This window comes from Qipengyuania sp. NPDC077563, assembly GCF_044901345.1.
Lineage (GTDB): Bacteria > Pseudomonadota > Alphaproteobacteria > Sphingomonadales > Sphingomonadaceae > Qipengyuania > Qipengyuania aestuarii.
Genome location: NZ_JBJDPC010000001.1, coordinates 286,088 through 299,506 on the forward strand (window position 1 = coordinate 286,088; position 13,419 = coordinate 299,506).

The 13,419-nt window shown below is 52.1% G+C and carries 11 protein-coding genes and 1 tRNA gene; 3 read left to right on the forward strand and 9 right to left on the reverse strand.

The window, feature by feature from the left end; genetic code table 11:
* Positions 1–62: 62 nt before the first annotated feature.
* A complete protein-coding gene (locus ACI2I1_RS01425) occupies positions 63–335 on the reverse strand; it encodes a hypothetical protein (RefSeq protein WP_221543059.1) in 273 nt (90 codons plus the stop codon).
* 112 nt (positions 336–447) lie between these two features.
* Between ACI2I1_RS01425 and argJ the strand changes: the two genes are divergently transcribed.
* The 3 genes from argJ to ACI2I1_RS01440 all read left to right on the forward strand — a co-directional run bounded on the left by argJ (position 448) and on the right by ACI2I1_RS01440 (position 3,594).
* Positions 448–1,674 carry a bifunctional glutamate N-acetyltransferase/amino-acid acetyltransferase ArgJ gene (gene argJ, locus ACI2I1_RS01430; RefSeq protein ID WP_404677615.1) on the forward strand — a complete coding sequence of 409 codons (1,227 nt, stop codon included), beginning with the start codon at positions 448–450 and terminating at the stop codon, positions 1,672–1,674.
* Between the two features lie 1,161 nt (positions 1,675–2,835).
* Positions 2,836–2,912 (forward strand) — tRNA-Pro (locus tag ACI2I1_RS01435).
* A gap of 268 nt (positions 2,913–3,180) precedes the next feature.
* Entirely contained in the window at positions 3,181–3,594 is a 414-nt protein-coding gene (locus ACI2I1_RS01440) for a holin family protein (protein WP_404677616.1), read from the forward strand.
* A gap of 88 nt (positions 3,595–3,682) precedes the next feature.
* Here the strand turns inward: ACI2I1_RS01440 and ACI2I1_RS01445 are convergent, their stop codons facing one another.
* The 8 genes from ACI2I1_RS01445 to ACI2I1_RS01480 all read right to left on the reverse strand — a co-directional run bounded on the left by ACI2I1_RS01445 (position 3,683) and on the right by ACI2I1_RS01480 (position 13,096).
* The gene (locus tag ACI2I1_RS01445; protein ID WP_404677617.1) at positions 3,683–4,222 is read right to left on the reverse strand and encodes an acyltransferase; all 540 of its coding nucleotides are present in this window, start codon (positions 4,220–4,222) and stop codon (positions 3,683–3,685) included.
* Positions 4,219–5,310: a glycosyltransferase gene (locus ACI2I1_RS01450; protein ID WP_404677618.1), complete on the reverse strand. Its 1,092-nt coding sequence runs from the start codon at positions 5,308–5,310 to the stop codon at positions 4,219–4,221. Before ACI2I1_RS01450 ends, ACI2I1_RS01445 begins: the two co-directional genes overlap by 4 nt.
* On the reverse strand, positions 5,300–6,325 hold the full coding sequence (locus ACI2I1_RS01455) for a hypothetical protein (protein ID WP_404677619.1): 1,026 nt from the start codon (positions 6,323–6,325) through the stop codon (positions 5,300–5,302). The genes ACI2I1_RS01450 and ACI2I1_RS01455 overlap by 11 nt, the downstream gene beginning before the upstream one ends.
* Before the next feature lie 230 nt (positions 6,326–6,555).
* On the reverse strand, positions 6,556–7,545 hold the full coding sequence (locus ACI2I1_RS01460; RefSeq protein ID WP_404677620.1) for an EpsG family protein: 990 nt from the start codon (positions 7,543–7,545) through the stop codon (positions 6,556–6,558).
* 88 nt (positions 7,546–7,633) lie between these two features.
* Positions 7,634–8,908 carry a Vi polysaccharide biosynthesis UDP-N-acetylglucosamine C-6 dehydrogenase TviB gene (gene tviB / locus ACI2I1_RS01465; protein ID WP_404677621.1) on the reverse strand — a complete coding sequence of 425 codons (1,275 nt, stop codon included), beginning with the start codon at positions 8,906–8,908 and terminating at the stop codon, positions 7,634–7,636.
* Positions 8,905–9,915: a GDP-mannose 4,6-dehydratase gene (locus tag ACI2I1_RS01470; protein WP_404677622.1), complete on the reverse strand. Its 1,011-nt coding sequence runs from the start codon at positions 9,913–9,915 to the stop codon at positions 8,905–8,907. Before ACI2I1_RS01470 ends, tviB begins: the two co-directional genes overlap by 4 nt.
* Positions 9,912–11,072 (reverse strand): glycosyltransferase family 4 protein, encoded by a 1,161-nt coding sequence (locus ACI2I1_RS01475; protein WP_404677623.1) that lies wholly within the window; start codon positions 11,070–11,072, stop codon positions 9,912–9,914. The genes ACI2I1_RS01470 and ACI2I1_RS01475 overlap by 4 nt, the downstream gene beginning before the upstream one ends.
* A gap of 725 nt (positions 11,073–11,797) precedes the next feature.
* The gene (locus ACI2I1_RS01480; RefSeq protein WP_404677624.1) at positions 11,798–13,096 is read right to left on the reverse strand and encodes a sugar transferase; all 1,299 of its coding nucleotides are present in this window, start codon (positions 13,094–13,096) and stop codon (positions 11,798–11,800) included.
* Between the last annotated feature and the right edge of the window lie 323 nt (positions 13,097–13,419).

The following is a 13,419-nucleotide window of genomic DNA, read 5'->3' on the forward strand; positions in this document are numbered from 1 at the left end:
TGGGAAAGCCCCGCGCGGATCGTGAGCGCAGGGCGAGAGATTACAGAATATGCCGGGCGGCGTTATTCGAACGCGCGATCAGGGCCGAACATGACTGCAGGAATGTAGACGGTGACGGTTTCCTGCTTCTTGCAGGGCGTAACCTTTTCACCACGAAGCTTCTGCCGGAGCTGCTTCTGCGCGCAGGTGACTTGCGAGTCGTCCTTGTCGCTTTCCTGGCCGCTGGCCTGTTCCACGATCGACCCGACTGCGCTTTCCATGGCCGCCTGCGCAGGTGTGCCGAGAGCGGCAAGACCCGTCAGGAGTGCAAGGAAGGCGAGGAACTGTCGTACCATGGTTGGAGGACGAGATAGCGCAAAAGGTGCACGGTTTGAAGACGCAGTGATATTTTTTTGCGCCTGCGCACGGATATTGCGACATGCTCCGGTCAGGTATAGCGCGCGATCCATGGATCTTGAACCTTCTCCCCTCGCCCGCCCCTTCCCGGAACTACCTCATGTCGAGGGCGTGACGCTGCGTGTCGCCCAGGCGCATTACAAAAAGTGGGACCGTGCCGATCTGACCTTCGCCGAACTGGACGAGGGAACCAGCGTGGCGGGCGTTTTCACCAAATCCGCCTGCGCATCGAGCGAGGTCGAACTGGGCCGAGAACAGGTCCGGCTTGGCCAAGCGCGCGCACTGATCGTCAACGCCGGCAATTCCAATGCCTTCACCGGCATGCGGGGCCGCGAAGCAGTGGAGCAGATCATGGCGCAGGTGGCGGAAGCGCTTGCCTGCGAACCGAGTGAAGTCTTTGTCTCCTCCACCGGCGTGATCGGAGTTCCGCTGCCGAAAGACAAGGCGCGCGAAGGTGTTGCCGCCGCATTGCAGGCGTTACCCTGCGATTGGGAAGAGGCAGCGAGCGCCATCGGTACGACCGATACCTTTACGAAGGGAGCGTCCTCTTCGGCCATGATTTCGGGGCAGCGCGTTGAACTGGCGGGCATCATCAAGGGCAGCGGCATGATCGCGCCCGATATGGCCACCCTGCTGGGCTACATCTTCACCGACGCCGCTGTCGAACCTGCTTTCCTGCAGGAAATGCTCACCAAGGCCAATGAAAGCACCTTTTCGTGCATCACGGTCGATGGCGACACGTCGACCAGCGACACCGTCTTGGCTTTCGCCACCGGCAAGGCCGGAAATCCGCCTATCGCCGCCTGGGAGGACACTGGGGCAGACGCATTTTACGCCGCCCTCCTATCCGTCTGCCGCGACCTCGCGCATCTGGTGGTGCGCGACGGTGAAGGTGCGCAGAAATTCATCGAGGTGGCAGTTACCGGTGCCGAAAGCGATGAGAGTGCCCGCAGGGTCGGCCTCGCCATCGCGAATTCCCCCTTGGTGAAAACGGCCATTGCCGGCGGTGATGCCAATTGGGGCCGCGTGGTCATGGCTGTGGGCAAAGCGGGGGAACCGGCCGATCGCGACAGGCTATCGATCGGTTTTGGCGGCACCTGGGCGGCACGGGACGGCCAGCCTCTCCCCAATTACGATGAAGCTCCGGTTGCCAAACATCTCGAAGAACAGGAAATCCGCATCGACGTAGATCTCGGCTTGGGAGATGGTCGCGCCACCGTCTGGACCTGCGACCTCACGCATGGATACATCGCGATCAACGCGGATTATCGCTCATGAACTGTAATGACATCAATGCTTGTCGTCCACCCCAAATAAGATTTGTACCTTAGCGCATAATTTGTAATTTAGGCGCGCAAATACTGTAACTGCGCCCACATTCAGCGTTCGATTTACATCGCCTGCAGAACCCGTTGACTGAGTCCCAAAAAAAACCTGATGAATCTCATGACTTGAAGGCTCCTCTCGCGGTTTCCTTCCTGGCCGATTTCCATGATCAAATTCGCCAAACGAGTATGATGCGCTGGCTCCGAGCCAACAGTACAGGAGAAATTCGCAACCGCCATTTTCTGATGTTACTTTGATGGTCCGCTGATCGAAATTACCAAGCCATACAGATCAGCAAAGTTGGAAGGCGAGTTCCCCGCTGGGTCACTCTACGAAATGAAGGTGACACTCTCAAAAGGTCGGAAAGCTTTCTGTACTATTGTGACGGCTATGAGAACAAGGTAAGCGAAATACGTGCGCTTTGTGATACAGAGGTTAATAGAGACGCTATCAGGTGAAGTGAGAACCATAACGCAAGCGCTAAGCCAACTCGCTGGACCGTAGGCTCAGTATGCGGTCGAACTCATGCTCGAAGCCCTAACGACTTAGCCAACCGGGCAGCGGAGCATGGCGCGCTTCCTTTGGCCGCTTGCTGTTTAGCTATCTACCGTCCGGCGCAGCTAGCGACCACCGCCTGGTCATGTTCATTTCTGCTCTTAGACTGTTTGCGCCTCGCACTTAGCGAACGAGATTGGGGCGCAAAGCGGTCGTGGACCTCGATCACGCTGAGAACAGCCAAATAGGCGCTACGCATATCTGGGAAAAGTCATCTATAGTTTGCGATTAAATCAAGACAAAAGTTGCCCAACACAATATTCCGTCGTAAATTTTGAAAAACATTCGGACATCCGATTGCACAGGATTCTGGATATGCTGGGTCAAACTCACATACGCTAATGTCTCAGGTACACATTATGTTGCCACTCAGTTACTTTCTTTCCTGTTACAATTTTTTTCGGGGCAAGACTCTCGTCCCTTGGCAACGAACTTATCTTGTCGCTTGAAATTAAATTCAGATTTAGTATAAGTAGTTCTACGGTGAGGTAGGGCTGGACCACAACGGTCGACCTCTTTTTATCCGAGCCGGGCTTATAGGGCCGCCTCCACTGGTTTCGGGATGTAGCGCAGCCTGGTAGCGGACCATACTGGGGGTGTGGGGGTCGCTGGTTCGAATCCAGTCATCCCGACCAGTGGTTTACCCCCCTTCTCTCCCACATCCGCGGCGCTGCCCACAGTGTTGCCCGCAATGTTCCGGAAATCGCCCCGAACACCGTCTTGATCGGCGGCCCGCGCGCCGAACACACGGGCGATACCGCACAAAAGGGCGCGAAATAGGATTCGCCCTTTCGCGATCCCTCCCCGGATCACTTTTTTCGCGCTGCCTTGGGAACTCCGGAACGAGAACCCTCTTTCCTACACGAACCCATATGGTTAGATCTTTACCCAAGGAGAAACCACATGGCACTCATCGAATCGCTTATCGGCCCGCTCGCCTCGATCATCGACAAGATCATCCCCGACAAACAGGCCCGCGCCGAGGCCGAGCTCGAACTGCTCAAGCTCGAAGGCACGCACGAGCTGCGCCAGATCGAGGCGCGCCTGTCCGCCATCGTCGCCGAGGCGCGCAGCCCCGACCCCTGGACCAGCCGCGCGCGCCCCAGCTTCCTCTACGTGATGTACGCGATGATCCTCTTCGCCCTGCCGATGGGCGTGCTGAGCGCCTTCTCCCCCGCCGCCGCCCAGGGCGTGAGCGCAGGCATCACCAGCTATCTGAGCGGCCTGCCGGAAGAACTCTACGCCCTCTTCGGCACCGGCTACCTCGGCTACACCGCCGCCCGCCAATGGGGCAAGGCGAAGGGGTCGGAGGTGTGAGGGGTTTGGCCGACGATGGTCGTGATCCTTGATAAGCTTTGGGGACTACAAGGTAATCTCAGTCACAAGACGGAGCTACCAAACGACCTTATCCAGATTTCTTCCTAGTCTCTATTTCGATAGCAGCCGCAACCTTCTTTTCGTAATTCTCGAAACCGCTGAGGTCGCTCTCACTAGCAAATTCCGCCCGCACCCGATCTGCATAATTACTGAATTTACCTATCGGTTTAGCGGGCACCCCCGCCACGACCGTGTTATCAGGGATATCACTCGCTACAACGGAACCGGCAGCCACAATCACTTTCGAGCCAATAGAGACGCCGGGAAGGACGATGCTGTTAACTCCGACAAACACATCGTTTCCAATTTGGATTGGCGCGTAATGTTGATATCGCTGTCCATGCTCATCGTGGACAAGGATTGTCGAGCCGTCGTGCGTAATCAGTCTCACGCCAGGGGTGATGGTTACCCTATCTCCCATAGTGATCAAAAAAGGCTCCGTACCGAAATTCGTCGTGTAAATTCTGCAGTCTTTGCCAATCGTCACGCCTAAACGGCGGGCGTTCGCGACATAACCGTAAAAAAGAAGATAATATCCTGTTAGGAAAAGCTTCCATAGTCTTGTCATTTTTTCATTTCTCCCGCCACCACACTGGCGAAAGACTGAGGTGATCGTTCGTTCAACAATCTTGAAACCCTCTCCGGAGAGTGGCGCGCTGCCAGCATGTCGTAAAAGACAGATTCGAGATCTTCGACCCGATGCGATTTCGCGACAAAAACTCCAGCAAGCTCGTTCAGTCCAGTCGTGCAAGGAGTGACAGCAACGCCTTTGACGCCATATGCGAGCATCTCCAAAACCACATTGGGAAAACCTTCTACAGAAGAGGTCAGCAGACCGTATTCCATTTCTTTGAAGACCGAACCGGGGTGATCCGCGAAACCATGAAATTTTACCCGGCCTTCAAGATGGAAACGCCGGACCATCTCCTGCAGTTGTCCACGCAAAGGACCATCTCCCACAATATGCAGCACGAAATTTTGCGGTAAGCGCTGTATAAGTCTGATCGCGAGATCGGGTCGCTTTATTTCGACCAGCCGACCACACCAAACCAAGTGATCTTTTTGGCGAATAGAACTATCCCGAAAGTCAGTTGGAAGAGTGACCGGGTTGGGTACAACCTTTATTGGCAACGCCTTCAAGTTCGGCCGGTGCGCGATCAAGCTAGCGCGCATGTGTTCAGTCTGCATAATAAGCAAATCCTGCCCCCCGTAAAACCGATAGAGCCACGGAAAAACTTTATGCTTCCAACCGGCAAATTTACGCTCGAAGATCAGTGTCGATTCTCTTGTTACGAGCCGTTTGGTGCGCAGAATACCCATCTTTCTCGCAAAACTCACGAGTGCATTAACGTGCGTGAAAGAGGAAAAAACGAGACAGAAACGCCGCCCGATAAAAAAGAGCAGAAGCGGCAAAATCCCGAAAAGCTCTCGCCGCCCTCCGTAAAAAATTCTTACCCGGTCATCTTCCAGAAATTCGATCAAGTGCTGGGCATCTTCTGATCTCTTGGCCATGATGAAGATGATTGCTTCGGTGAGAATTCCTTCATCGAGAAGAGTTCGCACCAAGGTGCAGGTTACGCGTTCCGCACCTCCAAGCCTGTCAGATGGAAGTATGAAGGCCCCAAGGCGAATGAAACTTGATGGGTCAGAGGCCAAATTTCTTACCCCGCACATGATAGAATGAAAGGCAAAGCCAACAGAAAGCCGCCAGCATAAAATAAGCCTGCAGGGCGTTAACCAAATCGCCAAAAAAGAACCATGCTGCAGCCGCACCAGAAAATTTTATAATGGTTATTCCCACTTCCCACTTAAGCAGCAGCGCTTCCTTTCGCATTGCCTGACACATGCAGATTAGCGGCAGTTTAACCAGCTCTCCCAATAAACCGACCCAAAGAATGGGGAGTAACTCAGCCGCGGTTTCCCATCCTGGACCAAGCAGCAACGGAACCAGTCTGGATGAAAGAAGATAAACAGCGACATAGCAAAGGAGACTACACGCAAACAAGATCAATGTGTGATTGCGGAACGCAATTCCGCGTTGTTTTTGGTCCAACTGACCGAAGGTGTTAAGAGCACTTTGCCGATAGGAACTGTTGAACAGGACTAGTGGAGCCATAAACAATCTGTAAGCCGCCCAGTACTGCCCAGCCAGATTGGCAGATCCAAATTGGACAAGGATGATGGGCGAGAAGTTCCAGGCGGCACTAGCAATAAGGCCTTGGGGCGCATTGTAGAGGGGAAGGCCACGATGACGTTTCGCAACGAGCAGAAGTTTCTTGCGCCAATTATATTTGCGAGGCGCGAAAACCGCACGAACTTCCCTGTCAGCCAATGAAGCAATGACGATCAGCAACTGACCGGCAATTGCTCCGAACACCATGCCGAGTTGGGATAATGCGCCCAAAGCGAATTGAGCGCCGGCTACGACGGCCCCGCGAACACCGATAAGCAGCGAAGCTTCGCGCCAGCGGCCCGCCGTGGTTCGCCAATAATTGAGCACTTCAATCCACGACGCCGTGAGGGCGTATAGCGCCGTGATAACAGCCGCCAGTCCATACCCCAAGTCCGATCCTGCAGACAAGGCGCCGAGCGGCCCAGCCAGAAAAATGCTTGTTAAAAAGCTAAGCCCCAAGGCAAGTCTCAACAATGCTTTCTGCTGGCCAAAGCCCACAAAGGAATGGCCAAATGGTATCTGCCATGAAGAATGGGCAAAAGAAGCGAGGCGGCCGAGACCACCGACGCGAGTATGCCAAACCCGACTGGCCCATAGATACGAGCCAAGAATGGGAGGGCCAGAAAAGTGATTCCCTGTGCGATTGCCCCCCCCACCCAGGATAGCGCCAAACTTCCTAAGCATGTCTATGTGTCATTCCCAACTCGAAGGAATCTGCGCGGGCACCTTTATATTCCGACCCAATATACGAACAGAACGCAGCTATATGCAGCGAAAAAAAGATACGAAAAATGGCGTGCTGCCGGGATCAATTTCGAGAGGCTCAATATCAAAACGGGCAGCGAGAAAGCCACCATTCGGAACATTGCAACTCCCAACATTTCGCAGACAACCGTGACGGCGAGGATGGTCAGCGAAAAGGCATGATTCCAGCTGTTTTTTTCGCGGCCGGAAGCTCCAAAGTAAATCAACCCGATGAAAGCAAACCACGGGAAAATATACAATGCCGAGCGGGTAGCGGTTGTGCTTAGATCCCGCCGATCGCCCAGTTCGGACAACATCAGATTGCCAAAGACGATGATCGCAATCGCCAAGCCCAATCCCACGACAACCGCGAGCAGCCCCACTGGCCAGCGCGATCGGGCGCCCCTTGCCTCGAGAAATTTGGCAAAGAAGAAAGCGGCAATAACCAGAATCATTGACGAATGGATGAATGGCGCGACCAGAAACGCGCTTACACTCATAATTCTTTGTTTCGACCAATTGGCTCGAGCCCATCGTTGCCAACACAGGATCCCGATAAGCACAACCGAAAAAGCAAGAGCGCTTCTGATTTGTGATAGGTATAGATCAATGGAAACAGGATTTATTAAAAATAAAAGGAGAAGCAGCTTTCCAGATTTTCGGCATAGAAAAAGTGCCGAAACGAATGCGGAAATTACACTGATACCGACAAAAAAAGCCTGGCTACTGACGCCAAAATCTATCGACTTTACAAGTATCCAATACCAGACAAACTCGTTTGAAAAGTAATCGAGAATACCCGATCCCAAATCATAGTAGCCGGACCCGTATCTCGAAATTGCACGAAGCCTGGCTGAATAATTTTCCAGATCGCTGAAATCGCCTACTCGCAGGATGCTCCATGGAAACAGCCCGATGAGCGATGCGTACAAAATCGGGCCAATCAGCCAGAAGCCGGAGGCCGGCCGCTTCACGCGAACCGGCCTGGCCGAATGTCTCCCGAGCATTTTCGGTCTAATCGACCCAACTCGGCCGACTGTGCTTACCGGCGACCCCATCAACCTACAGCCTTAGATCCGATTCCGCTTTTTCGAATACCGATTTCAGATCGTAAAACACCGAGTTTTCCTTGGCATAAGCTTTAAGCTGCGCCGCGCCGTCAGCGATGAATTCCGCATGAGGAACCGCCAGAATAACAGCGTCATAACTGTTCCGTTGCGGGGTGGCGGCGAGGTCTATGCCATATTCTGATTTCGCGGCCTTTGGACTAGCCCAAGGATCCATCACATCGACAGCGATGCCATATTCCTTCAGTTCGCTAATCACGTCTATGATCCGCGTGTTCCTGAGATCGGGGCAGTTCTCCTTAAAGGTTAAACCACAGATCAACACCTTCGCGTCGCGGATTTGAATATATTGCGCGAGCATGGACTTGATGAGTTGGCCTGCCACGTATGATCCCATACCGTCATTGATACGGCGTCCCGACAAAATGACTTGCGGATGGTAACCGATTTCTTCAGCTTTATGGGTAAGATAATATGGATCTACGCCGATGCAGTGGCCTCCTACCAGACCCGGGCGGAAGGGAAGGAAATTCCATTTGGTCCCCGCCGCTTCCAATACCGCTTCGGTATCGATACCCATTCGGTTAAAGATGATGGCGAGTTCGTTTACCAAAGCGATGTTCAAATCGCGCTGGGTGTTTTCGATGACTTTAGCCGCTTCGGCGACCTTTATGTTTTCCGCCTTGTGCGTCCCTGCTCTTATGATGCTAGAATAAAGACTGTCGATCTCGTCTGCCACTTCTGGCGTGGAACCAGAGGTGACCTTTTTGATGTCGGGAAGCCGATGTTCTTTGTCACCAGGGTTGATCCGTTCGGGCGAGTACCCAGCGAAGAAATCTTGGTTGAACTTAAGCTCAGAAACCCGTTCTAATACGGGAACGCAATCGTCTTCAGTTGCACCGGGATAAACCGTACTTTCGTAAACAACGATATCACCCTTTTTCAGTACCTTCCCGATAGTCTCGGAAGCCTTAATTAGAGGAGTCAAGTCAGGCTGCTTGTGAATGTTTATGGGAGTCGGCACTGTAACGATGTAAATTGACGCCGAACCGAGGTCAGTGGGGTCCGATGTAAAACTCAGGTTCTTCGCCTCGGCAAGTTCATCGCCCGCGACCTCTAATGTCGAGTCTTCACCCTGCTTTAGAGCCTCTATCCGATGAGGGTTTACATCGAAACCGATAACGGGTCGAGTTTTTCCAAACTCGACTGCAAGAGGCAGCCCTACGTACCCCAGTCCAATTACGCCGATTTTCTTCATTTGGTCGCTCATTTACCAGCGTACTCCCGATACCATTCAACAAATTTGGCAATGCCGTCCCGAAAGTCAGTCTTCGGTCGATAGCCGGTTAAATCTCTAAGCAAGTCAGCATTTGCCCATGTCGCTGGCACGTCACCCGTCTGCATACCCATGTAATTTCGCTCGGCTTTTTTGCCGAGACATTGCTCGATCGCATCCACAAAATCCAAGAGGCGGACCTTGTCCGAGTTCCCGATATTTACCACGCGGTAAGGGGCCACCGGAGACAGGCTATCTCCTTCAGTAATCTGGCAGTCTTGTGGGCGAATTGGAGCAACGTCAATTAGCAGACGGATCGCACGCACAAGATCGTCTACGTATGTGAAATCTCGATACATGTCCCCGTGGTTGTAGATGTCGATCGGACGTCCGTCGAGAATGGCATCGACAAACTTGTAAAGCGCAAGGTCAGGCCTCCCCCATGGCCCGTAGACCGTGAAAAAACGGAACATGGTCGTGGGGAGATTCCAGAGGTGAGCGTATGCATGCGCCATACTCTCGTTGGCTTTCTTGGTCGCCGCATAAATAGTAAGCTGCGTATCGGCCTTCTCGGTTTCTGAAAAAGGCATTTCTTCGTTCGCACCGTAAACCGATGACGTCGATGCCATAAGGAGGTGTTGGACTTCGAGGCGCCTTGCCGCCTCCATGACATTGAAAGTCCCAATCACATTTGCATCGAGATAGGCTCTAGGATTCTCAAGGCTGTAACGCACACCCGCTTGCGCTGCGAGATGTACAATCACCTCGGGATCAAAATTGTCAACGACACGGTCCAGCACTTCCTGGTCTTCGAGCATCCCCTCGACCGCGGTAAAATTTGCATTCTGAAGTAACATCTGATGACGACGTCGCTTCAGATTGACGTCGTAGTAATCAGTCATTCCGTCAAAGCCGCACACAAGGAAACCTTCCGAGATGAGAAGCTTAGCCAAGTGAAAGCCTATGAATCCCGCAGTTCCGGTTATAAATACTTTTTTCACTTATTATGATCCAACTTTTCAAAAGAAATTGTAGTGCTTTTAGAGGGTGCTGTCACAATTTCGTTTATTGCTTTACGATAAGCTTCCACTACAAAATGATCGTCATATTCGCGTTCCATCTTCGCCCTCCCAGCTTCCCCCATTCGTTTCTGAGCATTCACACCAAGTTTAAGAAACTTTAGGCAAGCTTCAGCAAGGCTAGTGCCGCTGCGTGCCTCGCAGATAAACCCTGTGATACCATCCTCGACTACCGCCCGGCATCCCGGAACGTCGGTCGTGATAATAGGTCGCGCCATTGCCGCCGCCTCAATTAGCGTTCGCGGAGCGCCTTCACGATAGGACGGAAGAATTACGCAACAGGCGGCCCTGATTTGAGAACGCACATCATCTGTGGTTCCGAGATATTCGATCACACCTTCAGCTTCCCAGTCAGACACAGTGTCAGTCCCTATTGCCGTCCGATTGGCGGCATCGGTAGCACCTAATATTTGGAAGCGTGCGTGTGGGATCACCGACCTAACGATACGCGCCGCTTCGACATACTCGAAGACACCTTTGTCACTGAGAAGCCGACCGATCATGAGAAAGACCGGCTCAGCATCCGATCTAGGGAACGGAGCGGCCTCGAAGCGCTTGAGATCAATCCCAGATCCCGGCAAGAGCCTGCATTGAGAAATTAGTGTGATCTTTCGATCAACGAAAAGGTTTCGGTCGTCCTCATTCTGAAAAAATACCACGGGCAGCTTGCGAAAAGCTTGCCGATAAAGTGTCACCGCAACGAATTCGAGTATACGATCTGACAAAAAAGCTGTCCCTAATCCCGTCACGTTAGGCAGAAACGGAATACCCAAAGACTTCGCTACGAAGGCACCAAGAATGTTATTCTTTATTGTAAAACTTAAAACAGCATCGGGTCTGATTTCACGAAATACAGCGCGCATCTGGCGAAAGAGCATCACACCATCTGCTGGATTGAGCCCCTTCGGGCTAATAACAAGTGGTATATATCTACAACCCAGATTCTCTAGTCTAGCTATGCTTTTGTCGTAAGGTGCCAATATGATCACTTCATGACCACGGGCAATTAAATCATCTACTACAGGACGCCGAAAGTTCCAGACGTTCCAAGCGGAGTTGACTGTAAGAATAAATTTCATGCGAGCTATTCAAACGGTTTTACGTAAAATGGCATAAATATTGGCAGGTGACCAATCATTTACTCTCTTGGATCGTGATGCTTTCCGCCTTCTTCGCACCTCTCCAATTTTATAAGTTAGGAACCAGCGGGTTATTGAGAGAAAAACGGGAGCTTTGATCACTACGAAAGAAGTACCCCTCTCGTCAGAGTCCGACGCCCCAACTGCATTCCCAAATCGCGCGTCTTGCCCCCCAAACGATGCGTCCGCCCAGCATGTGTTTGTTTCCAAACTTCGTCGGCAAGGCAAAACCACCGTCGAAATCTTGAGGTTAATCAAAGTCTTTATCCATATTTTCACTCTACCGCAACAAGGCTGACGCGGATAGACCAAGTCTTCTGAAGTTTAACCTCCATCATGCCATCACCCCTACAACAAACGACGTGACCTAAGCCAGCTCACCGTGAAACCTGAACGAATTCGTGCTCAGCATTCGATCGGAAGGGTTGCAGACTCGGCGACTCTCGCCATGAGCCGAAAGATATCGTCCATAACGCGAGCTCCGCGATGTCGCAGCTACGCGACGCCCCCCGATAAGCTACTCTAGAAACAGTGACCAAGTGACCACTGCTAAAACGGGGCCACCATAAGGTAGCAGCATGTGGCGCCGGCCGTCATATCGTGGATGGGTCAAAAACATTCGGTATCTCATTCAGGCAGCAACCAGACTCAAGCCGGCTAGAAAATTATTTGGCTCCAAAACCGGAAAAGACCACGCGCAATGTTCGCAACGCAATAATGATGTCGAGCCAATAGGAAAGATTTTTAATGTAGTAAAAGTCATACTGTAGCTTGTCGTCCACCTCGTCGAGGGAGGCCACATGGCCCTGATTGACCTGCGCCCAACCGGTGATACCCGGCCGCACGATGTGGCGATAACGGTAAAACGGCAATTCCGCCTCATACCAAGTCGACAGGCTTACGGCTTCGGGGCGCGGGCCAATCCAGCTCATCTCGCCGCGCAAGATGTTAATGATCTGCGGAAGCTCGTCGAGACGCACCTTGCGCAAAAATCGACCAATCCGAGTAATCCGTTGGTCCTCAGCGAGAGTGACCGATTTTTGGCGGTCTTCTCCATCATTTGCTTCGGTCATCGTGCGAAATTTAAATACTTTGAAGACTTGGCCGCGAAAACCCATTCGACGCTGCAGGAAGAATATCGACCCAGCGCTATCGAACTTGATTAGTACTGCTGTTACGATCATCAGGGGCACAATGATCGGTAGGACAAGAAGCGAAAAAACCAAATCGACGCTGCGCTTTAGCTTCTGATAGACGAAGCTCGGGACAAGTGCACCGAAACTGTTTTCAGAAAGGTGATTTATCTGAACCATGCCCGTCTCCGTCTCCCACACCTGCCGGTAATGATAGACGGGCCGACCTGAAATAGCCGCCTCTGCGATCAACCTCTCCCATTCAGGTTGAAGATCGGCGTGCAGGTCAGCAATAATTGGCCCGTGTGGCAAAACATCTATGCGCGGCTCATTCAATTCCATGATGGGAACGTGCGTAAGCCTTCTAATACGCTCGACCTCACCTCCAGGGACAAGACAATAGAAAAAACCTTTGTCGCGCCAGAGCGTTTCAATAGCAAAATGAGCTATCAATGTGCCTAAAAAGCAAAATAGAAGTATCGCATTCGAATATTCAAGGCGCCAGAAAATAATTAGCCCAAGAAAGCCCGCGTAAAATGCCGCTAAGACGGGAAAAATGGATTGTGCGATCTGCGTTCCTGGATATTGTCGGAAACGCCGAAGCACCAACAACGAAGCGAGTGCGCAGAAGGCCGCGCCGAGGATAGAGTTAGAAGCAGTGCTACGGGTAGCAAGCGGAATACTCTCGACCAAATCGAAAGAGACGAGCAACGCATCAGCGTCCAAGCTCACCGCTATCAGGCTCGGCAATGCGACACCCATCACAACGACGACGAGCAGCTCGAACCTAAATTTATGAAAAAAGCTGCGCCCTTTTGCGACAGTCGGCATTCTGGAGAGCAACACAGATTCCCTCGTAGATTCAGCTCCGCATCTCGCTAAAATTCAAGGTATGAAATGCTTAGGATCATGACATTACTGAATTTTTCGCGGTCGACCGCTCAATAAAGAGATAAGTCGATTTGGTCGACCCCTGACCCCTGACTTTTTTGAACTATGCGGTCATTCGCCACGCGCAGTCCCGGTTATAGGCATGAAAAGTTTGAATTAGCCACAAGGGAAAATGTAACTTCTAAGTAGTCGCGAAAATATCCATCCATTCTCTAAAAATAAGACACGTCATTCGCACTGCCCGAGACAGCTTTATGCTACTG